Origin of the sequence: Paenibacillus sp. PAMC21692, assembly GCF_014303795.1 — a bacterium.
GTDB classification, from domain to species: domain Bacteria; phylum Bacillota; class Bacilli; order Paenibacillales; family Paenibacillaceae; genus Pristimantibacillus; species Pristimantibacillus agaridevorans.
The window spans coordinates 4456721-4482943 of the sequence record NZ_CP060293.1; the positions used below are offsets into that span (position 1 = coordinate 4456721).

The following is a 26223-nucleotide window of genomic DNA, read 5'->3' on the forward strand; positions in this document are numbered from 1 at the left end:
CGACTGTTGGCAATTTCCTTTTTGGAATAGGAAAGGGGCAGCCCCAGGTCTTTGAACCTGGCGGCTGCCCCTTTGAACTATATTTTAAGCCGTTTCTCCTTCAAGCTGGAGCTCCTCGATCTGCATCTCGATCTTGCGGATCCTGTTCTTGCTTGTCTCGCGAATGATGAATTTCATATTTTCGTGCGTATATTCCTTGCCTGGCTTCGGATCCTGCAGCTTGCTGTAAAGCCAGCCGCCGATCGTATCGACGTCTTCTTCGTCGAAGTGTTTGCCGGCGATGGTTTCCAGTTCGTCCAGCAGCACTTTGCCGTCCAGCAAGTAACAATTGTCGGCAAGCTGCTCGATTTCCTTGCGCTCGTCGCCGTCGAACTCGTCTCGAATCTCGCCGACGATCTCCTCCAGAATATCCTCGATCGTGATCAGTCCGGATGTGCCTCCGTATTCGTCGACCAAAATGGCAATGTGCACGCGTTCTTGTTGCATCCGCTTGAGCAGCATCTTGACGGGAGTAACCTCGGATACGCTCAGTACGGGATGAATCAGATTTTTGATGTCGAATTCCTTGTTCTCTTGGTAGGAGAGGAACAGTTGCTTCGTGTTAATCATGCCGACGATATTGTCCTTGCTCTCGAGAGCAACGGGAAATCTTGTATATTGTTCCTTGCGGATAATCTCGAAATTTTCCGCAAGCGTATTGTTTGTGTATAAGCAGATCATATCGGTACGAGGAACCATTATTTCCTTGGCCAGCAGCTCATCAAATGCGAAGATCCGGCTTACGTAACCGTATTCGGTGTTGTTGATCATGCCGCTTTGGTAGCTCTCGTTCAAAATAATCTGAATCTCTTCTTCCGTATGCGCCTCTTCATGCTCCTTCATGGGTCTCAGTCCGAAAGCGCGCACTAGCGCGTTGGCCGATCCGTTAAGCAGCCATATGAATGGGAACATCAGTCGATAGAAGAAGATGATAGGTTTGGCCGTCAAAAATGTAATAAATTCCGCTTTCTGAATGGCCCATGATTTCGGCGCGAGTTCGCCGACGACGACGTGAATAAACGTGATGATGACAAACGCGATTCCGATAGACAATGCATGGCTCAATGCTTCGCTGAGCTGAACGTTTTCGAACAGTGGTAAAAGTATTTTCTCAACCGTCGGTTCGCCAAGGAAACCAAGCCCCAGCGCCGTGATCGTAATTCCCAACTGACAGGCGGACAAGTAAGCATCCAGATTGCTCGTTACCTTCTGAACGGCAAGCGCATTTTTCCGTCCCTCCAGCACGAGCTGATCGATCCGGCTTCCGCGAACTTTAACGATGGCGAACTCCGTTGCGACGAAGAACGCAGTCAAGAAGATAAGCAAAGCGATCATGAATAAATTAAGTCCTATACCACTACCCATTTTCGTGTCTCACTACCCTTTTTTTTATAATTTTTGTAGGACAGCAAACTATTGTTCTATTTACTTATGAATTAATATAACGAATCATGACTCGAACTGACAACCGGCAAAAGGGTCGTAATTCGCCTTGTACGTTCGTTTAAGTCGATTTACATGCGATTATTGCGCTTTTCCCATTGTTTTTCGCTCCTTTACAAGCTTGTTTCGCAGCCGTAAGATGAGTTCATATGAACTCCCATGCGACAGGGAAGGAGGCGATGTCATGGATGGATTCTCTTTGACTCGCGCTGAAGTCGGCCATTTATTGATGGCGATGGAGTCCGGAGGTCAAGAGCAGCCGGCCGATATTATGCAGAAAGCTTGGAGCGCGCGAAGCCAGACAAGACGTTTGAGCGATCATCCCGTATTGTCCGAGCCGCTCCCGGCGATCGCCATGAAATTAATGAAAAGCGGTACTCCAAAAGGATTGTCGCTGCACGAAATCGCCGAGCTGGGACAACTCGTCGAATTTGCCAGTCCTTCTGCCACCTCCATGCAGAATTGGGTGAAACGCGATTTCAAATCTATATTCGTCTGCCCGCAAGCGGGGAAAAAATATGCGCCTGGTCAAGCGGCACTCCTATATATGATCGATGACCTGAAGTCCAGCCTGGATTTCGAATCCATACGCAATCTGTTCGCGATTCTATTCGGCAAGCCGGATTGCAGGGAGGGTTCTTCTGCCAAACCGTTCATTGAGCCTGTTGCTTTGTACAAAAGCTACGCCGCGTTATATGAAGAGATGAAAGTTTTGGGACGATCCGGCGTCCGTATTGGAAGCCAGTTGGAGGAGCATGTTCGCATGCGTGCAGACAAAGCGGCGAATCTGCTCGCGCTTGGAACGGAGCCGGAACGTGAAGCGCTGCGAAATTTTTTGCTGGTTGCTGTCATCTCGGTTCAGTCGGCCTATTGTCAGGCGCTGGCACGGCGTTATAGCGAAGCCACTTTGTTTCTGGGCGGCCATTAAAGTAACCTCTTGATGCGAAGCGAGGGGTTCCGCTATTTAAGAGAGGATGAAGACATCGATGCTGCAATCATTTATGAAAGCCTCGCGATTCAAAGTGCTGCCGGTCATGCTTATTCCAGTCGTGCTTGGAGCCGCTGGAGCTTATGTTTGGACAGGGCGATTCCATATCGGATTAATGTTGTTGACGCTGTTGGGAGCGGGTGCGGCACATCTGTTCTCCAATATGATTAATGATCTCTGGGATTATTACAACGGGACGGATGAAGCTGCCAAAGCGACGGAAGGCGCTATCTCGACCAACTCCGGATTTCTGACGGGGGGCGCCTGGAGCGTCGGCAAGTTCCGCGCGGTTACCTGGCTGCTCTTTCTCGTTGCGGCAGCCAGCGGCATTGCGCTTGGCGTAATCAGCGGCTGGCCGGTTATTGTGTTCGGATTCGCAGGGGCGTTTATTGCGTACTTCTACGTAGCGCCACCCGTGAAGTTCGGCTATCGCGGCAAAGGCTACAGCGAGCTTGCGATTTTGCTTGCCTTTGGCGTGCTGCCTGTAACGGGAGCCTATTATGTTCAGACGTCGCATCTCAATTATCGGGCACTGTTGTTGTCGCTGCCGATCGGTTTATTGACGACGCTGATCCTGTTTAACCATCACTTCCTGCATTGGGAGGCTGATCGCCAGGCGGGCAAGCGGACGCTAGTCGTCGTTTGGGGAGAGAAGAGAGCCTTGCAATTTTCCCGGCTGTTATTGTTTCTGGCCTATGCCGCGCTCATTCTGTGCGTCGTTTTTGGAGCACTTCCCCTATATGCCTTGCTTGCCGTGTTTACGGCGGTTCCTTTATATTTGGTATACGGCAGACTTGGCGCGCATAATAAGTCGACGGCGTATTTGCCGCTGATGGGGGCATCGATGCAAGCGACCAAAAGATGCGGCGCTGTCCTCATCTTGGCGCTTGTACTGCAAGGTATCCTGCAATAACAGGCAAGCTGAGCGAACACTTTACAACCATACCAGGAAAGAAGGAATGCCGACATGGCTACTACTACGAAAATACTCGGTGATTTCCATACCATATTAAATGACGGAGAAGTGTGGAAGATAGGAGGTTTTCCGTTGCATGACGGTACCTTCTGGCCTTATCGCGAGCCGGAGGCCGTTGTCATCGTTCGAAACGGCATTCTTTATGTTCGCGCGGCAATCAGCCGATCCAACGACCAAGTGCAGATACTCGATAATGCGAAACATATGTATTATTCCGCTGAGCAGGTAGCAGTGCCGGAGAACGGGGAAATCAGCTTCGAGCTGAAGATTCGCGCCCGCTCCAAGGACACGGCGCCAGGAGACTTGTACGACGGCTACGTCTCTTTGAATTTGCTGGATTTTACGACAGGCGGGGCATTGGACTTCTTTGTAGGCAATGATCAATATGCCAGCGTGTACGCCGTGCTGCCTTTCCCGGGCGTGAAGGTGCCGGAGACGGACGGAACGAAATATTTCTGTATTTTCAAAGAAGATACGGACTTCGCTCCGCGCGAATTTAATACGTACCGGATTACGTACAACCGGAACAAGGACGAAGTGGTCTTCTTCGTGAACGGCCGGGAAGTTCGCAGAGAGACGGGAACGCCAGTCAAGTTCAACAGCTTCACGGTAGCTCTCGGCATTATGACGGAGAAGGACCTGACGCCGGAAGGCAGCGTGTCGGCGCATGGACAGACCGTGATCGCGGAATGGTCGCCGATTACGATTGAAGTGACCGAAGAAGGCTAACATCGCGGACGGCGGTGAAAATGGCGCGGCTTGGAGCCGCGAAGGGGCGTAACGATGCTGTTTGTATTGATTGCCTTATGGAGCATAGCGGCGATTGTATGGATATCGGAGCCGGGCTCTGCGGTAAATCGCAGGCTCGGCGGGCTTGCGTTTACCGGCGGCACTGGCGCGCTGGCGGCAATGATCGATTTGAAGTGGCTGCCGCAAGCAGCGGAGGCCGGAGCGGGTCAATCGACGCTGCGCCTTCTGTATGAAGTGCAAGCGCTGTCATCGATTTCGTCCTATTATGGCATTCCTTATTTTTTCTTGCTGTTCGCGATCGCTTATAGCGGCCTTCGGCTTAGCCGAGGACTGGCGATTGCCCTCCCTGTTCTTTTGCTTATTCCCATCATTCTGTGCATTTTTCTAACGCCTTATTATACTATCTATTACCCTATCAGCTATAAGGTAGTCGTCTGGTGGGCCGTTCCTTATATGTTGACGGGAGCTGTGCTGGTGCTTTCGAAGAGGGTGCCGCCATCGATATACGCCAGAACACATTGGATCGTTTGTTTCGCCGTACTTCCGCCCGCGCTATTCTGCATGTTCATGAACTACATACTGCCCAGTCTGGGCATGCTTCGCATGTGGGTGTATAATACTTGGTTAGTTGGCCTTGGTGCGGCCGTGTTCGTGATTGGGCTGTTCACCTATGGTTTCATGGGCATGCGCGTACTCATTCAGCACAGACGATACGATTCCACTTTGCGGGCCGTAACATCAGGAACGGCCATGCTTAATCACGCCATCAAAAATGACGCGGGCAAGCTGCGATTGTTCGGTGAAAAGATGAAACGTCACGCCATCGCCACATCGCAGCAGGAACTGCTGGCCGATGTTGAAGCGGTTCTGTCGGCTTCTCGGCATATGGAGGAGATGGTGCGGCGCGTTCACAGACGAACGGAGGATCTGGAGCTTCGTCCGGAACGCGTCGAGCTGTCTTCCGTACTTTGCGAGGCGCTGGAGCTGGCAATGCCATCCGCAAGCTCCGTCAGGCTTGAGACAGACTTTGCGGAGGGTTGGCAATGCGAGGTGGATAAGACGCAGCTGGCGGAAGCGTTCGGCAACATTGTGACCAATGCGATCCAGGCGATGTCGGAGCGTGGCGATGCCATGCTGAGAGTTAAGCTGACGGCAACCAAGCGGGAGCTTGTCATCGAAGTGGCGGATAACGGCCCCGGTATGGATCGGGAGCAGAGGCTGCAAGCGTTCGAACCCTTTTATTCGACAAAGCGGGGGAGCGGAAGTTTCGGGCTGGGCTTGCCTTATGCCTATCATGTCATGAGCAAGCACAAGGGCGCTTTGACCATGCGAAGCCGGCCCGGAGAAGGAACGACCTTCTATATGACTTTGCCAAAGCGGGCGGTCAAGGCAGTAAGGATAGATTAAGGAATGACAACGAGGATTCGTGACGACTGGAGGAACGGGCCGAATGGGGAAGGAAGAATCGAAGATACGAGTGGGACTGCTGGAGGATGATCCCGACTGGCGGCGCGGCTTGGCCGATTATTTGGCTGGCCAGCCTGATGTGTCATTAGCATGGATTGCGTCCTGCGGCGAAGAGCTGCGCGCAGCGATCCGCGAAGCGGGCGAGGACGGGGGCGCTGACGTTGTGCTGATGGATATTATGATCGACGGCAGTCCGGAAGGGATCGCGCTTGCCGAAGAAACCTCTCTATCGACGGGTGCCCGCGTCATTATGCTGACATCGATGGAAGAGAAGGAGCTTATCTTCCGATCTTTCCAGGCGGGAGCCATCGACTATCAATTGAAGTCCGGCTTCGAGGAGCTTCCTGATGCGATACGGGCGGCTTATGCGAGACAGTCTCCTATAAGCGCCGCTGCAGCCGAACGGCTGCGTGACGAGTTCCGGCGTTTGAAGCAGGTGGAGAAGGAGTTCGAAACGAAGAAGATCGCCGACCTCATTACCCCGTCGGAGCGGCAACTGCTTGGTCTGATCCATCAGGGCTACTCCCAGCCACAGATTGCGGATAAGCTGTTCATTACGCTGCGGACGGTCAAAAATCATGTAGGCAATATTCTGCGAAAGCTTGGCACGCAAGGCTCCAAAGAAGCTGCTGACAAAGCGAAGGAGCTTGGCTTGCTTGACCAATCGAATAAGGACATCTAACGGTACCAGTTATAATTGGTACTATTTTTTTTCCCCCCAAAAGGTAATATTTCCTTATAAGGAAGTTCGAAAAAGTCCGCTTTTGATCACGAAGTATCCCAGGTAGCTTACTCGACATCGAATATTGAACTCAAGCGAAACTTCCGGTGCTCACGTAGCGCTGCTACGCTCCGCTCCTCAGTTTCTACTTTCATTCAATCTTCTCGGTGCTGAAAAGCGAACTTTTTGAACTTTTATTTGAAGCTTCAACACAAAGTCAAAACCGCAACACAAAAGCAAAACCGCAACACAAAAGGCAAAACCGCAGCCCAAAGTCAAAACCGCAAGACACAAGGTCAAGAGCGCAAAAAAAAGTCTAAACCGTAATAAACATAAAATTGTGCGTACGAAGGGGAGGTGGAGTCATTGTTTGAAATGTTTTCGGGATCGCACCTCGCCGCGTTGACCGTCACCGTAGCCGTATTGGCTGCCATTGCGGCGGGACGGGCGAAGCTGAGGGAGGAAAAGGCCGGGCGCGCCATGCGCGTAGGACTCGCGGTTCTGCTCCTTGCATGCGAAGTATCCTTCCAGCTGTCTTATGTGATGGAGGACAACTGGAGCGCGGGATCGCTGCCGTTCCAGCTCTGCAGCCTCATGGTGCTGCTGTCGGCGGCAATGCTCTTGTCAAATGCAAAGAGGTTGTACCCGGTCGTCGTCTTCCTGGGAGTGGCAGGAGCCCTGCAGGCGCTGGTCACGCCCAACCTGGATGCGCCATTTCCGGAATTCCGATACTTCCACTTCTTCGCCGCTCATATCGGCATTATGGCAGCCGCGATGTATCTGCTTGCCGTGGAACGTTATCGGCCGACGCTGCGAGCTACGTTCGGCGCGTTGCTGTGGCTCCACGTCCTCGCCATTCCGGCTGCTATCACCAATATCGCGACGGGCACGACGAACTTCATGTTTCTTGCCCGCAAGCCGGGCACTGCGTCGCTGCTTGACGCGCTGGCACCATGGCCATGGTATTTGCTTCAACTGGAGCTGATAGCCGCAGCTATGTGCCTGATGATGTACGGTACCATCCATTTCGTCCATTGGACGCTTAGGAGGAAAACGAGATGAAGGATACGATTAAGAACCATTGGACTTCACTGCTTGGCGCGTTGTTCGTTATTACCGCTTTTATTACAATGTTCCAATTCTCCATAGATAAAGGCTGGATCACGAATGCGATGAAGATCGGCATCGGAATTGCGGCAGGCATCGCCTTCGCATTGGCCGGAGGAAGAATCGCGCAGAAGCCTAAATGGGAGTTGACCGGCCAAATTTTATTGGGCATCGGAGCGTGTATCTTATACGCGACCTTTTCGTTCGCAGGCATCTATTACGATATGTGGGAGCCTACCCTGGTGTTGCTAGGCATGACGGCCGTTACGGCGGGCATGCTCGCATACGCCCATAAGTTCAACTCGCGCATGCTGACGAATATTGCTCTGGCGGGCGGGCTGCTGGCCCCGATGCTGCTCCGTCCGGACTGGGATTCCGTGCTCACGCTGTTCCTGTATTTGCTGGTTTTAAATATCGCGATCTTCTATCTGAGCATTACAAAAGGATGGATGGAGCTGCGCATTATCGCATTCGGCGGAACATGGCTGCTTTATACGATCTACTTCATCCATTTCTCTCCTGCTACCGAGGGCCTCTGGAATATGCCGATCCGATACGCTATATGCGCTTACCTGTTCTATACGTTCGCTTTGCTTGCCGCCACTTGGACCAGCAAGCTGAGCTTCGATAGCGTCGATCTGTATCTCAATGCCATCAACGGACTGTTGTTCGGCGTTTGGGCGCTGTTTATCTGGCAAGGAGATGTTCCTTACGGCTATGTCATCGCGGGTATGGGCGTCATCTATGCCGCTGCCGGCTTCGTCCTCTTCCGATTGAGCCGTTTCTGGTCCGTACCGGCTGTATCGTTCGTACTAGCCGGCGCGCTTCTGTTGCTCATGTCGCTGAACAACTTGGGCGAAGGTACATTGTTTAATGTGATGATGTGGACCGGCTTCGTTGCGCTGCTGACCGGCGTTGGCCATATCAAACGCTGGTTCCCAGCTGTACTGATCGCCGCGATCGTCTGGTTCTACCTTGGCGCTTACTGGTACGTTGTCACTTGGACGACGCCGAGAGGCGAATGGTTTGGCGTCTATATCCCGTTTCTGAACTGGGGAGCGATGGCTTGGATCGCTCTTGCCGCACTCGGCTTCTACTACTCCAGACAGCTGCGGCTTCCCGGCGCAGGCGAGCTTATGAACAAGGCAACGTCAAGGCTGTTTGCTCTGCTGGCTCATCTGATTGTCGGCGGATTAATGACGAGACAGATCGAGAATATTTTCACCGAATATTTCCAAAGCGGCTATGGCGTGTATATGGATCTTACGCTGTCTGTCGTATGGGGAATCTACGCCTTGCTGCTCATCCTGTGGGGCAATTATTACAAGGAGCGCACCTTTAGGTGGTTCGGATCGATCGTACTGGTGCTGGTCGCATTTAAAGCGATTTTTGTGGATCTAAGCGGACAGGAGCCGCTGTACAAGGCGATCGCCTTGCTGGCGCTTGGCGCCATCTCGTTCGCCATTACCTGGATTAATAGCAAGTGGAGGGGCGGAGAAGCAGAGAAGCGCGCAAGGGAAGAAGGTCCAAACGAAGAACCGGTCTCCGGCGATACGATATTTGTAGCGGATTACGCAGTCCAGAATATCCAAGGGGATCGGAAGACCGAAGCAGGCGGAGGCAACGCCGGAAGCCCGTCAGATGAAAGGGATTAGAGAGCTCCTTGACGCGCCGTCCCCCGGCTTTTTAGACGAGACCTGGCAGAATGGGCTAAAAAGTTGTACAATGGATACCGATATTACTCATGTACCTGCAGCAATGCGGTTGTTCCGCAATTGTACGGATTGAACATGTTATCGCTAGGGGGCAACGAACGTGAGTATAGATCCGCGAACATTAAAATCAATGATACAGGCACAGCTGGCGCCTTCCCTGAGCTTTGGGGCCAACGCCAAAAAAGCGTCAGGACAGGACAGCGACGATGTTTCTTTATTCAACAAAATCTTGAGCGCGCAGCTAAGCAATTCCGATTTCGGCGAAGCGGTCGGCGGGGACGGAACGTCGCCCGCTGCAGTATGGTCCAATCAGCTATGGGCCCAGGTGGAGTCCTCGATGGGCTACGAGGGCAGACTGATCTGGGGGGACGCCAGCGCTCAATCGGCCTCGGATGGCGGGAGCTTTTCGGAAGCAGCGGCACCGTTCGCCGGCATCATTGCTGGCGCGGCTGCGAAATACGGCGTAGACAGCGCCTTGATCGAAGCGGTGATCGCGACAGAGTCGGGCTTCAGGCCGCTTGCCGAATCGCATGCGGGCGCCAAAGGTCTGATGCAGCTGATGGACGGAACGGCAAGAGGGCTTGGCGTAACCGATTCCTTCGACCCCGTCCAAAATATCGAAGGCGGGACGCGTTACTTGTCTCTGCTGCTGCGCAAATACGCCGGCAACGAGTCGGTAGCTCTGGCAGCTTACAATGCCGGACCAGGCCGCATCGACAGGCTGGGCATCTCGACGGATGCGGAATTGCTGTCCAGACTGAGCGAGCTGCCGCAGGAGACGCAGCGTTACGTCGCGAAGGTGCAAGATGCCAAATTTTAGACAAGAAACACGAACTAAAATGTATTCGGGGATCACGGTTGCTACCGCAGTAACAGGCGGAGCGGCGCTGATCCCTTTTCTCATGAACGAGGAGGTTCACCAACATGCAGAACCCTATTTATTTCGATCATTGCGCTTCGACGCCTCCTTACGAGGAAGTAGCTCGCACCGCCATGGAGGTTATGCTTAAGGCTTATGCCAATCCTTCTTCCTTGCACGGTCCCGGAGCGGAGGCGGCCAAGCTGATTGAACGCGCCCGAACGCAACTGGCAACCAAGCTCGGAACAAGCAAAGGAACATGGTTGTTTACTTCGGGCGGGACGGAATCCAATAATTTGGCAATCAAGGGGAGCGCGCGTTATTATCGGGAGAGAGGTCGCCATATCGTGACGACCGGCATCGAGCATTCCTCCGTAATTGAAGCCGTAAAGCAACTGGAGGGAGAAGGGTATAACGTTACCTATTTGCCTGTGAGCCGTTCCGGCCATGTGAGCGTGGAGGATATTCGATCGGCATTGACTAAAGAGACAGTGCTCGTAAGCGTCATGCACGTCAATAACGAGATCGGAACGGTTCAGCCGATACGCGAAATCGGAGAACTTCTGCGCGGGTATCCCAAGGTGCTGTTCCATGTAGATGCCGTGCAGAGCCTGGGCAAGCTCCCGATCGACGTCGAAGGCTGGGGCATCGACCTGCTGTCGGGTTCCGCACACAAATTCGGCGGAACGCGCGGAGTCGGCTTCCTGTACGTCCGCGATGGAGTCCACCTTCAGCCTCTGTCCTCCGGCGGTTCCCATGAAAAGGGATTTCGCGCGGGCACGGAAAATGTCCCAGGCATCGTGGCTTCGGCAAAGGCGGTGCGGCTGGCCATCGAAGGAATGAACCTGCGCGAACATAAAATGATCGTACTTAGGGACAAGCTTAAGGCATTTATAGAAGCCGTACCCGAGCTGACTCTTAATGGAAGCGAGCCGCTGGCGCCGCATATCGTCAATTTCTCCTACGCGGGCATGAAGCCGGAGGTTATCGTGCACAGTCTGGAGCAGAGAGGCATCATCGTCTCCACGAGATCGGCCTGCTCATCCAAAGACAACAAGCCGAGCCGCGTGCTTTTGGCCATCGGGGCGAGCGGACAGGCCGCGGCAGGAGGCGTCAGAATCAGCTTTGGCGACGAGCATGACGAAATGCACGTCGATGTCCTGATTACGGCGATTAAAGAAGTCATTGAGCAATTGAAGCCGCTTGAGAGGAGCACTTAAGTTGATATTCGACCAGATCGTTTTAAGGTACGGGGACTTGACCATGAAGGGAAGAAACCGAAACCAGTTTGAAAAAAAAATGCTGCAGCAGGTCAAAAATGCGCTGTCGGGTTACGAAGGGGTCACCTATTGGAAAACGTACGGAAGGCTGTACGTCAAGCTGAACGGACATCCCTGGGAGCCTGTGGCCGGACGGCTGAAGGAATTATTCGGCCTTGTTTCTCTTAGTCCCGTACGCAGTACGGAGAGCGGGCTGGAGGAGATTCGATCCGCGGCCATGACCGTAATGAATGCGCTCGGCAAGCCGCCGAAGACGTTTAAGGTAAGCGTCAAAAGAGCATGGAAGGGTTTCCCGCACAGCTCGCACGAGATGAACCATCTCGTCGGCGCACATATTCTGAGAGCATTCCCGGAGCTGAGCGTAGACGTCAGAAATCCGGAGGTCGAGCTTAAGGTCGATATCCAGGAGGAATCGACTTATGTGTTCTGCGAGGTTATTCCAGCTGTAGGAGGGTTTCCGTTCGGCTCCAACGGGAAGGCTTTGCTTCTTCTCTCCGGCGGTATAGACAGTCCCGTAGCGGGCTGGATGGCCATGCGCAAAGGACTTGAGGTGGAAGCAGTCCACTTCCACAGTTACCCTTACACAAGCGAACAAGCGAAGGATAAAGTCGTGGAGCTTGCCAGAAGATTGACCTACTTCAGCGGGGTATCGATGAAACTTCATTTGGTTCCGTTTACGGAGATCCAGACCACCCTTGCTCAATCCGGTCAGGAACATCTTATCATTACGCTTATGCGAAGGGCGATGCTGCGAATAACGGAGCGCATCGCGGAGAGCAGCGGAGCGGGCGGCATCGTCACCGGCGAGAGCCTCGGCCAGGTTGCGAGTCAGACGCTTGCCAGCATGAACGTCATCGGGAGGTCGACGCAGCTGCCCTTGATCAAACCGCTGATTATGATGGACAAGCAGGAGATTATTAATATTGCCTACCGGATCGGCACTTATGAAACGTCGATTTTGCCTTATGAGGACTGCTGCACGTTGTTTTTGCCCAAGTCGCCGAGCACGAATCCCAATCTGCGTGTAGTCGAGAGGATAGAGGCGGGACTCGGCGGTCTGAGCGAAATGATCGAGACGGCCGTACGGGATACGGAAGTGATCAAGCTGTATCCTAACGCCCCTGCAGCGAAAAGCGACAACCCGTCGCAAGAGGATGCATGGTTCTGATCGTATTACAAAAAGAAAAGCAGCGAACCCTAGTGGGCTCCGCTGCTTTCTTGTTTCTTGGCTGTTTTGGCCATATTGCGTTTGTTCGTTAAGTAACCCGCGAGAACGGTCAGAATGACGACTACGATGATGAAGGACCAGTAAATGACTTTGTCGTCTTCCAGGAAGCCGTTAAACTTCTTCTCGTGCGTGATCATCTTGGCAGCCGTGTATGCAAGCACGGCGGATCCGATATAGACGATCCAACTGAATTTGTTGATCAGTTTGATGAACAGCGTGCTGCCCCATACGACGACAGGGATACTGATCAGCAGTCCCAGAATAACGAGAATCAGCTCGTGATCGCCATGCGATGTGCCTTTGGCAGCGCCCGCTACGGCGATGACGTTATCAATGCCCATCGCCGCGTCGGCGATAATAATCGTCCGGATCGATTGCCAAAGCGTGTTGCCCGCTTTGATGTTATCGTGGCTTTCCTCTTGTACAAGCAGTTTGTATGCGATCCATACGAGGAGCAGGCCGCCGGCCAAATTGAGCCATGGCACGTCCAGCAAGTACACGACCAGCACCGTTGCAATGACGCGAATGCCGACTGCGCCGACGGTTCCCCAGATAACGGCTTGTTTCTGTTGGTGCTTGGGCAGCTTCGCAGCCGCAAGTCCTATGACAATGGCGTTATCCCCGGCCAGAATGAGGTCGATGAAAACGATGGTCATCAGAGCGGTGAAAAACTCGACCGAGAAAAAATCCATATTTTAGTTCCTCCTTTCGATAAGCTTTGCATTATGAAGTCTACATCAAATATGTCCATTCGTGAAGATGGTCAATCATTTTTTTTGGACATATTCTCCAAAGCTTGGACATACCCCTGTTATGAGAGGGGAGTGTTCGCGTGTGGACAGCACACTTATTTTTCTACAAATCGTCTTAATTAATGTATTGCTCAGCGGAGACAATGCCATCGTTATCGCAATGGCCAGCCAGCACCTCCCTTCAGCGCAGAGGAAAAGGGCCATCTGGTGGGGGGCATTCGCCGCCGTCGCGCTTCGATGTCTGCTTACGGTCGTCGCGCTGCAGCTTTTGCAAATTCCGTTCCTTCAAGCCGTCGGCGCATTCCTGCTGTTATACATCGCAATCAAGCTGCTGCAAGATGCCGGCGCCGGGCACGGCAATGGGAGCGTCAAGAGGGCGACCACGCTCGGACATGCCATCTGGACCATCGTGACGGCCGACTTCATCATGAGTCTTGACAACGTATTGGCCATCGCCGCAGTTGCGGACGGCGACCTCGTGCTGGTGCTACTCGGCATTGCGCTCAGCATTCCGATGATCGTATGGGGAAGCCAGATGCTGGGCAAGCTTCTTCAGAAGGTGCCGGCGCTTGGGTACATTGGGGCTGCTCTGCTGGCATTCGCGGCAGGCGAGATGCTGATGAAGGATCCCGGCATGAACGCCGTGCTGTTTCATAACTCCAAGATGCTGTCCGAGCTGATTCCGCTATTATGCGTGCCTTTAGTCGTTGCCATAGCCGTTTCGAAGAAAAAATCCGTTTAATTGCTATTTTTGAACGACCTGTAAAAATGCGAAAATACGCTTCGGCTGCGCCTTTTGGAAGGCGCGGTCGATTTTTTTTTGCTCTGGCAACTCTTCGTACTGGTTTTTTTGCCGCAGTTCCTATAAACTAATATAGATAAAATTCGCCGTCTTTCGTCTTGTCTATACGATCGATGTTGTAAGGAGCGGAAGAGTTATGCCATCTAACAAATATTCCGCTGGAATTATTTTGCTGTTAGCCGGGGTCGTTATTCTGTTGGGCAAAGTAGGCGTCTTTAGTTTTCTGGGCGCGATCTTCTGGCCTTTGCTCGTCTTGATCCCGGGCGTGCTTTTGCATGTGCTCTATTTCGGCAGAATCGTTCCGGCTGTCGCGCTTGTACCCGGCGGTATGCTCGTTGTGTATTCGCTGCTGTTTATCGTCTGCAACATTGCAGGATGGGAGAGCCTCAAATACCTGTGGCCGCTGTTCGTATTCGGGGTTGCTGCAGGGCTCTACGAATATTACATGTTCGGCAGCAATGTGCCGCGCGTCGTATTCACCGCATCGCTCGGTATCGGTATCGCGTCTATCGTATTCCTTCTCTTGATCCTGCTATGGAGCTGGGGCATCTACCTTGTTGCGGCCGCGCTCATCGCAGCAGGGGCTTGGATGATGTTCGGCACCCGCAAACGTTGGTAAGTCTGCCTGACCGCAAGACCGCAAGATCTGAATACAAGAATATGTTCAAAAAGTTCGATTTTCAGCACCGAGAAGATTGGATGAAGGTAGAAACTGAGGAGCGGAGCGTAGTGGCAGCTACGTGAGCACCTGCAATGTTTCCGGAGGAAACATACTTCGTAAGCATTCGCTTAGTTTCGCCTGAATTCAATATTCGATGTCGAGAATGCTATATGGCATACTTCGTGATCAAAAGCGTACTTTTTGAACTACCTCTAAGAAGAAATTTAAAAAGTGGAGTGGTTATTTCTTATGCAAGCAAGAGAGAACATACGCAACATCGCCATCATCGCGCACGTAGACCATGGCAAAACAACGCTGGTTGACAAGCTGCTTCAACAATCGGGCACATTTAGGGAGCACGAATCCGTTCAGGAGCGTGCGATGGACTCGGGCGATTTGGAGCGCGAGCGCGGCATTACGATTTTGGCCAAGAACACGGCCATCAATTACAAGAACTTCCTGATCAACATCGTAGACACGCCTGGGCACGCCGACTTCGGCGGCGAAGTAGAACGGATTATGAAGATGGTTGACGGCGTATTGCTAGTCGTTGACGCTTTCGAAGGTTGTATGCCGCAGACGAAGTTCGTACTGCGCAAGGCGCTTGAGCATCAGCTTACGCCAATCGTAGTCGTGAACAAGATCGACCGTCCTAACGCGAGACCGACAGAAGTCATCGACGAGGTGCTGGACTTGTTTATCGAGCTTGGCGCCAACGACGAACAACTGGAGTTCCCGGTTGTGTACGCATCCGCGCTGATGGGCAAATCCAGTCTGGATCCCGAGAAACAGGACGACAACATGCAGGCGCTGTACGAGACGATCGTCAGCCATATCCCGTCCCCGACGGAAAGCACGGTAGACCCGCTTCAATTCCTGGTTACGCTGCTTGACTATAACGAATACCTGGGCCGCATTGCGATCGGCCGCGTTAACCGCGGCACAATCAATCAAGGCCAGTCGGTTGCGGTTATCGACCATGACGGCAAGACGAAGCAGGCTCGCATCGAGAAGCTGTTCGGCTTCCAAGGTCTTAAGCGCATTGAAATTCCCGAAGCCGGAGCAGGCGATATTGTCGCCATTGCCGGCATTCGCGAAATCAACATCGGCGAGACGATCGCAGATCCGCAGCGTCCAGAAGCGCTGCCGGTGCTCAAGATCGACGAACCGACTTTGCAGATGACATTTCTGGTCAATAACAGTCCGTTCGCTGGCCGCGAAGGCAAGTGGGTGACGTCCCGCAAGCTGCGCGAGCGTCTCTTTAAGGAGCTGGAGACGGACGTGGCGCTTCGCGTCGACGAGACAGATAGCCCGGATGCCTTCGTCGTATCCGGACGCGGCGAGCTGCATCTCGGCATCCTGATCGAGAATATGCGCCGCGAGGGCTTTGAGCTTCAGGTATCGAAGCCCGAAGTAATCGTGAAAGAAATCGATGGCCTTAAACAAGAGCCGTACGAGCGTCTGTTGATCGACGTGCCCGAAGAAAGCATGGGTTCCGTTATGGAGTCTCTGGGCACTCGCAAAGCAGAGATGGTTAACATGATCAACAATGGCAGCGGACAAGTACGTCTGGAGTTCATTATCCCGGCTCGCGGTCTCATCGGCTACCGGACCTCGTTCCTGACGCTGACTCGCGGCTATGGCATTATGAACCACGCATTCGACAGCTACGGTCCGCTTGCCGGATCCAGTGTCGGCGGCCGTCACCAAGGCGTTCTGGTTGCCAGCGAAAACGGCACATCTACCTTCTACGGCATGATGGGCGTAGAGGATCGCGGCTTGCTCTTCTTGGAGCCGGGCGCAGAAATCTATGAAGGAATGATCGTCGGCGAGCATAACCGCGACAACGACATCATCGTCAACATTTGCAAGGAGAAGCAGTTGTCCAACGTTCGTTCCGCGGGCAAGGACGACACCGTTAAGCTGAAGACGCCGGTCATCTTCTCCCTGGAGCAGGCTCTCGAGTATCTGAACGATGACGAATATTGCGAGATTACGCCGAAGTCGATTCGTCTGCGCAAAAAAATTCTGGTGAAGAGCGAGCGCGAGCGTGCGGAAAAACACCGGAAGATGTCGCAAGCTGGCGTGTAATCAACCAGCGCGCCCGCGAGGGAAGGCCTATTACGGGGAGTCCGCCGCCAAGGCGGACTCCCCTTAACGTTGTAGGAGGGAATATCCATGCAGGAATGGTTAAGCGATCATAAGTTGGTTTCATACCTGATTATTTTGGCGTTTACGATCTACATATTTAATTCAGTCTTCCGTCCGCAAGCGAGGCTTCCTATTCTTAAGGAGATTCTTGTTTATCTGCTGATGGCATTCGGATCTTTTATTCTTATGATTCTTCAGGTGGATAAGCTGCCCATCATCCAATGTATGGCTGTCGCCGTCATTATGATGCTCATGCTGAGAGGCAGGCAGTTGTACGATAAGTGGAAGAAGGGCAAAGGGCCGCAAGACGGGACGGGCAAGCCGGAGTCGGGACGATGAGATTGGAGGACGCTTTGTTTTATTGGCTGCAGATCAAGCTGGTTGCCGAAGGCCGTCCGGATGACGATGCGGCGCTTCGCACGCTTGCGTTCTTCGAAGACATTTTGCGCGAGGACCATGGACTGGATCAGGTTGCAGTCTCGTCGATGGACAGTGAACGGATTGAGGTAATCTACGAGAAGGAAGGCAAGCCATACAGCCAGCACTATCCTCGCGAGCTAGGCGAAGCGCTGCTGCACGACATCGTATCGAATCCCAAATATAACTAACGAGAAGGTGGACTCCATGAGCCAAACATCCTTGCCCCCACGCTCGGAATCGCGCGGACAGACGAAGCCAACCCCCGCCAAGGGCAAAAAACCTAAGAAGGTCAAAAAACGTAAAAGGGGATTGTCCATTTTTCTGGGCGTCTTCGCAGGCCTGCTCATTCTTGTCGCAGCTGCGCTTGGTTACGTCGTTCTCAAGACGACGGATGCGATCGACAATATAAGCAGCGTAAGCAATAACGATGAAGGTGTAAAGGTGCCCGTCGCAGAGTCGGTAAAGAAGAAGCCCGTAGCTATGGTTCTGATGGGGCTCGATTCGAGAAGCCATGGCGGCGGATTAAATACGGACGTCATGATGGTGGCGGCATTTGATCCCGAGACAAAAAAGGCAACCGTCGTCTCCATTCCGCGAGATACATATATTGCCGTTGAAGGCTACAAAGGACGTAAGGCCAACAGCATCTATGCGGCTTTCTATAGCGATGCAAAGAGCAAGGGGGCCGACACGGAAAAAGCGCAGCTAGCCGGCAAAAAGGCGGTGAGCGACGTACTGGGCAAGCTGTTCGGAATTGACATCAAATATGCGGGAATCATTAATTTCCAAGGCTTCAGCGATGTTGTAGACGCCGTGGGAGGCGTGAAGGTCAACGTCGACATGCGAATGAAATATACGGATAACGCCGACGGCACGAAAATTGATCTGCAGCCCGGCATTCAGACCCTTGACGGCGACAAGGCGCTTGACTTCGTACGATACCGGAAGTCGAATGACGGCCGCAATATGTCGAGCGACTTCGACCGTAACCGAAGACAAAGCGAGGTAATTGGCGCGATCGTCGACAAGCTGACTTCCCTTGGAGGCGCAGCTAAGATTGGTTCCGTCATCGAGGCGGTCGGCAATAACATTCGGATCGATATGCCAAGCAGGGAAATTACGCGGATGCTGGAGACGTATTATTCTGTCCGAAGCGATGACATTACGTTTCTCGCCCTTGACGGCGTCTGGCGCAGTCCATATGTATATGCCGACGAAACAAGCCTTGCGAACGTCCGTACCGCCCTTAAGGAGAAAATGGGAGAATGAGCGTAGACTAACCTTAATATGATAACTTATAATGGAGCTAAGCTGCAGCTTATTCCCCCACATTCCAAGCCAAGGAGGTTGTGCGGATGACCGAAGAGAGAAGAAATGGCAACCCGCTGCTTAATGGCACCTGGCGCTTGCATCAATTGGCTGAGAGCATGTTTGCAGACAACGTAATGGACAAGGAAGGCCGAGCTATGCCCGGCCTATGTAAAAAAGCCTAGTGAACCTCACTAGGCTTTTTGCAATTACAGGAAAGCAAATGTCGTCCGCGCTCCTTATTTGTCGCCGTTCATCGTATTCGGCCGTCCGGACTGCTGCCGCGCTTTCGGATCATTATCGGCAGGCATAATGTCTCTCGGAACCTGCGGTATAATGCGTCCCATAATATCGGCCAGCTCCTCCGCGAATCCTGCAATGGGACGACCAAGGCGGATATCTTGACCGATCTCCGCCAGCCGGTTCGAAATATCAAGATCGGCCGTGACGAAGGCATCCACGCCGTAAGGATCGTTGCGCAATGCTTCCGCAACGGAATATTTGATGACGCCGACTCGGGATCGCTCCAGATTGCCGTCGACGTTGATGCCGACGATGGCCGTATTGCCGACAATAACGCAATGTGCGCTTTCTACGCCCTCTACGCCCGCAGCCAGCTCCTCCAGACGAACTTCTACGGCTGCCGGGTCCTCGATCAGCTTTTTGCCAGGCTCGTTCTGCTGGGTTCTGACGGACCCATTATGATATGGAGAGGGTGATGGTTCATTCCGCACGCTGGTGCCGCAGCCTGATACGACAACCGCCGCAGCGATCATGATTATTATCCATTTGTACATGTCTGCCACCTCATTCATGTGTGTACTCGCATGCGCGAACGCGCGAGCATCGTATGTCCAGTAGTTTGTCCGCTGCCAATTGAGGCTATGTATGCAAATGTATAACCGATGCCGGGAGGGGTACCATGAAAAAAATATTCGTGCTCGATACCAATGTGTTGCTGCATGATCCTCAGTCGCTCTTTGCATTCCATGATAACGAGGTCATCATCCCCGCGATCGTACTGGAAGAACTGGATTCCAAGAAAAGGCTGGCCGACGAGCTTGGCCGCAATGCCCGCTCCGTATCGCGATTGCTGGATCAAATGCGCGAGGAAGGACATCTTCACGAAGGAATCACGCTACCGGGCGGCGGCTTGCTTAAGGTAGAGCTTAATCATAGAAGCTTCTTGCGCGTTCAGGAGATGTTCGGAGAGATGTCGAACGACAACCGGATTCTGGCTGTTGCGCTGAACTACAAGATGGAGCAAGAGGACGTTCTCGAGGAAGAAAAGCTGAGCGTCGTGCTCGTCAGCAAGGATGTGCTGGTACGAATCAAGGCGGATGTGCTCGGACTGCAAGCGCAGGACTATCTCTCCGACCATAACGTCATCGACTCCGACCTGTATACCGGCTATCTGACGTTGTTCGTTCATCCATCGGTTATAGACGAATTTTATACGTATCGCTTTCTGAGCATCAATCAACTCCAGCTTAAGGCCAAGCTCAATCCCAATGAATTCGTCATTTTGCGGGACGAGATGGGGACGTCCAAGTCGGCGTTGCTCAAGGTCAGTCCGGACGGCTTAAGGCTGGAACCTCTCTATCTCAGCAACGAACCCGTATGGGGCATTACCGCCCGCAACGCCCAGCAGCGCATGGCGCTGGAATTGCTGCTTAACGACGATATTCCGCTTGTTACTTTGTCCGGCAAGGCAGGTACGGGGAAGACGCTGCTCGCCCTCGCGGCAGGACTGCTGAAGGTTGAGGACGAACACAAGTATAAGAAGCTGCTCATTGCCAGGCCCGTTGTTCCGATGGGCAAGGATATCGGCTATTTGCCCGGGGAGAAGGAAGAGAAGCTGCGTCCGTGGATGCAGCCCATCTATGACAATCTGGAGTACCTGTTTGATACGAAGAAGGCAGGGGATATCGATAAAATTCTGATGGGAATGGGCAGCATACAGGTCGAAGCGCTGACCTACATTCGAGGACGCTCCATTCCGGGACAGTTTATAATTATTGACGAAGCTCAAAACTTGACGAAACATGAAGTAAAAACAATCGTCTCGCGGGTCGGCGAAGGAAGCAAAATCGTTCTGATGGGCGATCCCGGCCAAATCGATCATCCTTATCTCGACTCGCTTAGCAACGGACTGACGCATATCGTAGAGAAGTTTAAATACGAGGGCATCAGCGGCCATATGACTTTGGAGAAGGGCGAACGCTCCAAGCTTGCCCAGCATGCGGCTGATTTGCTGTAAAACGTATCTGTTGGTTTAGCTGACAGCCATATCCGCCAGGAAACCAAGCACGGTGCACGAGAAGCGGCAAATCTCGGCAACCGCTTGGTTTTTTGCTGCTGCGGGGGATGGTCGGCCCATTCTTAGGATATGGGCTTGGACAAAAGGAAGAAAAGCTGGTATCCTATACGCAACTATGAACGGAAGCCGGAAAGGACGAATACGTTGACCTTGCGCAGAATTGTCCCGCTGCTGATCGGCGCGCTTCTATTGGCTGCCTTGCTGCTCCTGCATTTTACCCGCGTACTGGACTGGAACTGGGCGAGGGAAAGTCAGGGCGACAGCCAGTCTCCCGTTGTTTACGTCGGAGCGGAGAGGGTGGATACGCAGCCTTCGGAACTTTATGTAACCGTTTCCCTTGATGCTGCGAGCTTCGCACGCTTGACAAAGTTAAACGACAGATTTATGGCGCAATACCCGCACATCGAGGTCCATCTTCGCAACGAAGCTCCCGGAAGTCTGAGCTTCGAAGACTGGCTGACTGCAGGCAAGCGGGGCGATGCGCCGGATGTGATGTTGTTAAATAATGCCTTGGTGCTTCCATTGGCCGTACAGGGATACTTGAAGTCCGTCGACGCGCTTATGACGGGAGACATGCTGACGGATCAGCTCGCGGGCTTATTGGAGCCGCTGCGCTGGAATGGTTATCTGTGGGGCGTCCCGGCCGACATTGAACCGTATCTTCTCTTCTGGAACAAAGATATGTTGGCCGAACTCGATCAGCAATCTCCAATCCCGGATGTCGCGAGACTGGATGAAACGTTAAAGAAGATGACGGATACGAATGCGGGAGAGCCTGCATACTTTACAAACCTGAGTCCTGGCGATTTGCATCAATTGCTGATCTGGGAAGCCAAGTTTCATCAAGGAGAAGGAAAGTTCATTGCCTTAAAAAAAGCGGAAGAGACGGGAGGCGCGCCTCATCTGGAGTGGCTGAACAGCCATGCGGAATATGTCTCCGGCATTCCACTGTCCCAGCCCTTTAAGCTTGGCGAGCTGCTGATAGAAAATCGCTTGCTTAGCGCCGTTATGACATGGGGGGCTTATTCGAAGCTGAATAAGGGGGTGCAGGAGAAGTTGGTCCTTGATTCGGAAGGTTTGTCGTATCCGTGGCTTAATGGCAGCAGCTTCGCGATCTCCGCGGGCAGCAAACACGATGATGACGCCATTATTTGGATCGAGGAGATGACGGGGGCCGCCAATTCTGATGCCGCCTTTGGAGACGCCGGGAAGCTGCCTGTTCGAGCTTCGTTATACGGCGAGCAAGACCAGCTCGCATTCCGCAACGGGCCAATGCCACCGGTATGGTGGTACGAAGCGCTTAACGCCAAGCAGCCGGAAGGAGAGAATGCCTTGGCCGATCCCTTGTGGCCGCTGCGCTGGCAGCAGTGGGAAACGGAGTGGCGTCTCCATTCCGGCGACGGCGAACTTCGTATTGCGGAATTTCTAGCGGCTGTTACGAGCAATCATCATGAATAAGAGCAGCTTCTTCCAAATAGAGCATATTCTTTTTGCGATATTGGTTCCCGTTTTAGAGTGACACGCTGAGCTTGATAATCAGCTCGCCATCTTTTAATTCCACTTCCTTCGCCTTCAGGAAGGACAATACGAGTCCGGGGTAGAAGCCCAAGTCGAATTCTTCCTCCAACGATTGACGCGTCGTGTCAGGCAAGGCGAAGCCGTTAAACAATAGTTCATCCACGTGGAAAATAATGCCGTTCTTCGGCTTGTCTTGAATGCTGTAACGACCGGATACGCTAATTTCCATTCCATCGCGCTTGCCGTGCGCCGTTATCTCGTTCTCTTCGAACGTAAAGGAAAACTGGTTAAAGCGTTCATCCTGCTCCCGAAGAAATTCGTTCAGCTGCTCCTCTGTCACGCGGATCGTGTAATTGAAGCCTTTGATCTCCAGCATATCCTTATTGTCTTGCACCCATCCCGGGAGCTTGCCCATGGCCGAAGACAGCGCCTTAAAATATTCGCGAACCTCGGCAAGTCCTGCCGTCTCCCAGAAGCTGGTCAGTTCCTTCATGAGAAGTCTGATTCGCTCGCTGTCGGATCGTCCCTTTAATTGTCCTTCGAGGTCCTTTTCCAGAGCCTGTACGCGCTCGCGCTGTTCATTTAGCCTGCGCTCCACCTCGGCAAGCTCGGTCTGCCTGCCTTCCAGCTTCCGATAGTCATCCTGCATGCTACGGTATTCGCCGATATAGTCGTTCATCCTGGATTGGTCATGCGAGACGATGATATCTATATAATCGAGTACCTGGAAAAATGAAGTCCAGGACTTCATCGTCAGCAGGGCTGTAAACATGGAATCCCGTTCTCCGGTGTAATAAGCATGAATCACATCGCCGGCTTGTTCGCGCTTGTCCGCGATACGAAGCTCTTGCTCATGCAGCGCCGCCTCGGCTTCGGTCATCGTGGAGAGCAGCTCCTTGCGCTTTTCTTGAATGCGAAGGATTTCTTTGTCGATCTCTACGACGGACAGACTTTGCTCCAGCAGATCGCGAATGCCGTCCTCAGGCGGATTCTCTTGCTTCTCGGCCATTACAGGAAGCTGAAGGGCGAACGTAATGCCGACGAGAATCGCTGCGAGCATACCGATGATCCTTCGTCGATAATAGATAGCGGCCAACGTCATCCTCCCTTCTTACCCCTCTATTGTATGCGACAGCCATTTCTATTACCACATAAGATTGCAGGAATCTGAAATTCTTATTGGCGATAAAATATCTTAGTTTAAGAAAAGGATGAATAACCCATGGCGATCATAAAAGGACCGGCTTCCGCGGCAATCGAGAAACGAATATCCGAGTCCGGCTTGCGCGGAGCGGAGCTGTCGGCTGGCGGCGAGGCAGCCTGCATCACGTTCGCGGACTATATGGAGGCTTGCTTGTACGATCCCGACTCCGGCTATTATCGTGTCGGTGACGCCAGGGTAGGGAAGACAGGCGACTTTTATACCGTATCCGGAGTTGGAGATCTTATGGCCAGAGCGATCGCCGGAGCCGCTCTCCAATGGCGCTCGGAGATTGCAAGAGATGATCTTGCGTCACTGCTGCTTGCAGAATGGGGAGCGGGCACAGGCAGGCTGTCCGCTCAGCTGGCAGCCGTCTTGTCGGAAGGCGAAGACGGATCGGGGATTCCCTTCAGGCAGCTCCTCATCGAGGACCATAAGGGCCATCAGAATGAGATTGCCGAGACGTACAAGATGCTGCATGGGGGACCGCTCCCCGTGGTAAGAATCTCGGACGAGGTTTGGGAGCAGGCTGAACGTTTGCTTGCCGGACCATTGTTGTTGATAGCAAATGAACTGCTGGACGCATTTCCCGTCCACCGGGTAACTCGCAAGGATGGAGTAATAGTGGAGCTCGGAGTGGCGGGAGATGCGGAGAACGGGTTCCGTTATGTCCGGCTGCCTCTTACAGACAAACGCATTCGGATGGAAATGGACCGGGGCGAGCTCACCTTGGAGGAAGGAGAAATAAGGGAAGTTTGCCTGGCGGCAGGGGATTGGATCAGACGATTGGCGAGCGCGATGGGGCACGGAAGGGTGCTGATCATCGATTACGGAGATTGCGGCGAGGAGTTGTCGGCTCCGTATCGAAGCGAGGGTACCTTTATGACCTACAGCAATCATCTTGCTTCCGATGAGCCTTTTCATAGGCCGGGCGGACGGGATTTGACGGCGCATGTTAATTTTACGGCTGTTAGAAGCTGTGCCGAGGAAGCGGGCTTTATTACCCTTTATTATGGCACTCAGAAGGAGTTCCTGCTGGAGCAAGGGATGCTCCAGCTGCTTGTCGAGCATGACGGTGCCAATCCGTTCTCGTACGAGTCACGGCGCAACCGTGCCATTCGTCAGTTGCTGCTTGGAGATAATATGAGCGAATCATTTAAGGTGTTGTTGCTGGAGAAACGTTAGAGTTTCCGTACAATGCAACTAAAAAGAGCTGTCCGTACGCAGAACGTATTCTGCATTCGGACAGCTCTTTGTGCTTCAGGATTGACTAGAACGGCAAACTCATCTTGAAGACGGACCAATAAGTGAATCCAATAAATGAGATCGCCATATATCCCCAGAACATCGTTATGTAAGTGCGTTCGGAGAAATTCAAGTAGCCTAGAAATACGAACGCTACAGCTTGCGCGAAGAACAGAAGCGCAAATTCGGTCATATGGCCTGCAAAAGCCATGAGCCCGATTACTAAGCACCAGAAACCAAGTACCCGATACATGCGTGCCATGTTACATCCCCCTTCCGCCTTGGCCCATTTTTTCTAAACTTCATTATAACGCCTGTCATCTGGAGTGTAAACCTGAAAGCGTGACTAATTCGCAATTTTTTGTGACGAGATGATATCCGCTTCCGACAGTTTGCTCAACCTTCTCCGAATTCATGTATGAGGAGTTCAAAATTTGGTTATACAATTTAGTATCCAATAGATTCTATGAACTCTACCAAGGGCATAGAGATAAAGTAAGCGCCTTTACGTTAGGAGGTTTCGATGGCATGACAGCAGTAAGACAAGATGCGTGGAGTCCGGACGACGATCTTATTCTCGCCGAAGTGACGCTGCGCCATATTAGAGAAGGTAGTACCCAGCTTGCCGCGTTCGAAGAAGTAGGGGAGAGGATTGGACGTACGTCGGCTGCTTGCGGCTTCCGTTGGAATAGTTGTGTCCGTAAGCGTTACGAGGATGCCATTCAGATTGCGAAGCAGCAACGCCAGAAACGCAACTATTTGAAAAAACAAACCGTAACGGCAGCTTCGGCTGCCACCTCTCAGGTTTCTTCGATCTCGGTATTCGAGACGGAGGAGCGTATCTTCAAAGGGGATACAAACTCGTTGGACGAAGGATTGTCCGTCGATGCGGTGATCCGATTCTTGCGTACATGGAAGTCGACTTATCAGGATTTGTCCCGTCAAATCAAGCTGTTCGAAAAGGAAATGAAAGACAAGGAAGAGGAGTTGTTCCGGCTCCGCAGCGAGAATGAGAGATTGAACCACGAAGTCAACAATGCCCAAACCGATTACCGGACGGTCAACGATGACTACAAGACGCTGATCCAGATTATGGATCGAGCTCGCAGACTTACCGTTCTCTCGGGTGAAGAGGAAGCGAAGCCGAGGTTCAAGATGGATGCGAACGGAAATTTGGAACGAATCGAATAAGTTATGCGCCATGAAAGCCCGCCGTTCTTGGAACGGCGGGTTTCTCTATTGTATAATGGCAGAATATGAGCAAATACGGGA

General features: G+C 52.7%; 26 protein-coding genes. 21 read left to right on the top strand and 5 right to left on the bottom strand.

What is annotated here, in order from left to right:
- Positions 1-84 precede the first annotated feature (84 nt).
- Complete coding sequence (locus tag H7F31_RS17490; protein WP_261800030.1) at positions 85-1374, bottom strand: hemolysin family protein; 1290 nt, start codon at positions 1372-1374, stop codon at positions 85-87.
- Between the two features lie 292 nt (positions 1375-1666).
- Between H7F31_RS17490 and H7F31_RS17495 the strand changes: the two genes are divergently transcribed.
- The 10 genes from H7F31_RS17495 to thiI all read left to right on the top strand — a co-directional run bounded on the left by H7F31_RS17495 (position 1667) and on the right by thiI (position 12513).
- Positions 1667-2410 carry a DUF1836 domain-containing protein gene (locus H7F31_RS17495; RefSeq protein WP_187099820.1) on the top strand — a complete coding sequence of 248 codons (744 nt, stop codon included), beginning with the start codon at positions 1667-1669 and terminating at the stop codon, positions 2408-2410.
- Between the two features lie 58 nt (positions 2411-2468).
- Positions 2469-3383, top strand: a complete 915-nt coding sequence (locus H7F31_RS17500) for a prenyltransferase (protein ID WP_261800031.1) — start codon at positions 2469-2471, stop codon at positions 3381-3383.
- Positions 3384-3437: 54 nt separating this feature from the next.
- Positions 3438-4175 carry a DUF6081 family protein gene (locus tag H7F31_RS17505; RefSeq protein ID WP_187099822.1) on the top strand — a complete coding sequence of 246 codons (738 nt, stop codon included), beginning with the start codon at positions 3438-3440 and terminating at the stop codon, positions 4173-4175.
- A 54-nt stretch (positions 4176-4229) separates the two neighbouring features.
- Positions 4230-5603, top strand: a complete 1374-nt coding sequence (locus H7F31_RS17510) for a sensor histidine kinase (protein WP_187099823.1) — start codon at positions 4230-4232, stop codon at positions 5601-5603.
- A 43-nt stretch (positions 5604-5646) separates the two neighbouring features.
- Complete coding sequence (locus H7F31_RS17515; RefSeq protein WP_187099824.1) at positions 5647-6345, top strand: LuxR C-terminal-related transcriptional regulator; 699 nt, start codon at positions 5647-5649, stop codon at positions 6343-6345.
- Between the two features lie 414 nt (positions 6346-6759).
- A complete protein-coding gene (locus H7F31_RS17520; RefSeq protein WP_261800529.1) occupies positions 6760-7446 on the top strand; it encodes a YwaF family protein in 687 nt (228 codons plus the stop codon).
- Positions 7443-9146, top strand: coding sequence for a DUF2339 domain-containing protein (locus tag H7F31_RS17525; protein ID WP_187099826.1), 1704 nt, complete (start codon positions 7443-7445; stop codon positions 9144-9146). Before H7F31_RS17520 ends, H7F31_RS17525 begins: the two co-directional genes overlap by 4 nt.
- 160 nt (positions 9147-9306) lie before the next feature.
- On the top strand, positions 9307-10026 hold the full coding sequence (locus H7F31_RS34475; protein ID WP_315970498.1) for a lytic transglycosylase domain-containing protein: 720 nt from the start codon (positions 9307-9309) through the stop codon (positions 10024-10026).
- Between the two features lie 104 nt (positions 10027-10130).
- Positions 10131-11285: a cysteine desulfurase family protein gene (locus H7F31_RS17535; protein ID WP_187099827.1), complete on the top strand. Its 1155-nt coding sequence runs from the start codon at positions 10131-10133 to the stop codon at positions 11283-11285.
- Position 11286: 1 nt separating this feature from the next.
- Positions 11287-12513 carry a tRNA uracil 4-sulfurtransferase ThiI gene (thiI, locus tag H7F31_RS17540; RefSeq protein ID WP_187099828.1) on the top strand — a complete coding sequence of 409 codons (1227 nt, stop codon included), beginning with the start codon at positions 11287-11289 and terminating at the stop codon, positions 12511-12513.
- Positions 12514-12542: 29 nt separating this feature from the next.
- On the opposite strand, the gene H7F31_RS17545 is transcribed toward thiI, so the two are convergent.
- Positions 12543-13265 carry a TerC family protein gene (locus H7F31_RS17545; RefSeq protein ID WP_087567661.1) on the bottom strand — a complete coding sequence of 241 codons (723 nt, stop codon included), beginning with the start codon at positions 13263-13265 and terminating at the stop codon, positions 12543-12545.
- Positions 13266-13407: 142 nt separating this feature from the next.
- Between H7F31_RS17545 and H7F31_RS17550 the strand changes: the two genes are divergently transcribed.
- The 7 genes from H7F31_RS17550 (at position 13408) to H7F31_RS17580 (ending at position 18852) form a co-directional block, all read left to right on the top strand.
- Positions 13408-14067, top strand: a complete 660-nt coding sequence (locus H7F31_RS17550) for a TerC family protein (RefSeq protein WP_187099829.1) — start codon at positions 13408-13410, stop codon at positions 14065-14067.
- A gap of 196 nt (positions 14068-14263) precedes the next feature.
- Entirely contained in the window at positions 14264-14746 is a 483-nt protein-coding gene (locus H7F31_RS17555) for a hypothetical protein (RefSeq protein WP_187099830.1), read from the top strand.
- 291 nt (positions 14747-15037) lie between these two features.
- Entirely contained in the window at positions 15038-16879 is a 1842-nt protein-coding gene (typA, locus tag H7F31_RS17560; RefSeq protein ID WP_108991498.1) for a translational GTPase TypA, read from the top strand.
- Positions 16880-16966: 87 nt separating this feature from the next.
- Positions 16967-17278, top strand: a complete 312-nt coding sequence (locus H7F31_RS17565; RefSeq protein ID WP_087567665.1) for a YlaH-like family protein — start codon at positions 16967-16969, stop codon at positions 17276-17278.
- Entirely contained in the window at positions 17275-17547 is a 273-nt protein-coding gene (locus H7F31_RS17570) for a hypothetical protein (RefSeq protein WP_187099831.1), read from the top strand. Before H7F31_RS17565 ends, H7F31_RS17570 begins: the two co-directional genes overlap by 4 nt.
- 16 nt (positions 17548-17563) lie before the next feature.
- Complete coding sequence (locus H7F31_RS17575; protein WP_187099832.1) at positions 17564-18628, top strand: LCP family protein; 1065 nt, start codon at positions 17564-17566, stop codon at positions 18626-18628.
- 86 nt (positions 18629-18714) lie between these two features.
- Entirely contained in the window at positions 18715-18852 is a 138-nt protein-coding gene (locus H7F31_RS17580) for a hypothetical protein (protein WP_187099833.1), read from the top strand.
- Between the two features lie 54 nt (positions 18853-18906).
- On the opposite strand, the gene H7F31_RS17585 is transcribed toward H7F31_RS17580, so the two are convergent.
- Positions 18907-19464: a YhcN/YlaJ family sporulation lipoprotein gene (locus H7F31_RS17585; protein ID WP_187099834.1), complete on the bottom strand. Its 558-nt coding sequence runs from the start codon at positions 19462-19464 to the stop codon at positions 18907-18909.
- Between the two features lie 125 nt (positions 19465-19589).
- Between H7F31_RS17585 and H7F31_RS17590 the strand changes: the two genes are divergently transcribed.
- Together H7F31_RS17590 and H7F31_RS17595 are read left to right on the top strand one after the other, a co-directional pair.
- Positions 19590-20927 (top strand): PhoH family protein, encoded by a 1338-nt coding sequence (locus H7F31_RS17590; protein ID WP_187099835.1) that lies wholly within the window; start codon positions 19590-19592, stop codon positions 20925-20927.
- A gap of 135 nt (positions 20928-21062) precedes the next feature.
- Positions 21063-22445, top strand: coding sequence for an extracellular solute-binding protein (locus tag H7F31_RS17595; protein ID WP_187099836.1), 1383 nt, complete (start codon positions 21063-21065; stop codon positions 22443-22445).
- A 52-nt stretch (positions 22446-22497) separates the two neighbouring features.
- Here H7F31_RS17595 and H7F31_RS17600 read toward each other — a convergent pair whose 3' ends face one another.
- Positions 22498-23601: a coiled-coil domain-containing protein gene (locus H7F31_RS17600; RefSeq protein ID WP_187099837.1), complete on the bottom strand. Its 1104-nt coding sequence runs from the start codon at positions 23599-23601 to the stop codon at positions 22498-22500.
- A 126-nt stretch (positions 23602-23727) separates the two neighbouring features.
- Between H7F31_RS17600 and H7F31_RS17605 the strand changes: the two genes are divergently transcribed.
- Positions 23728-24891 (top strand): SAM-dependent methyltransferase, encoded by a 1164-nt coding sequence (locus H7F31_RS17605; protein WP_187099838.1) that lies wholly within the window; start codon positions 23728-23730, stop codon positions 24889-24891.
- An 85-nt stretch (positions 24892-24976) separates the two neighbouring features.
- Here the strand turns inward: H7F31_RS17605 and H7F31_RS17610 are convergent, their stop codons facing one another.
- Positions 24977-25213 carry a DUF2626 domain-containing protein gene (locus H7F31_RS17610; RefSeq protein WP_087567673.1) on the bottom strand — a complete coding sequence of 79 codons (237 nt, stop codon included), beginning with the start codon at positions 25211-25213 and terminating at the stop codon, positions 24977-24979.
- Between the two features lie 266 nt (positions 25214-25479).
- On the opposite strand from H7F31_RS17610, the gene H7F31_RS17615 reads away from it, so the two are divergent.
- Positions 25480-26142: an RsfA family transcriptional regulator gene (locus H7F31_RS17615; RefSeq protein WP_087567674.1), complete on the top strand. Its 663-nt coding sequence runs from the start codon at positions 25480-25482 to the stop codon at positions 26140-26142.
- Positions 26143-26223 lie beyond the last annotated feature (81 nt).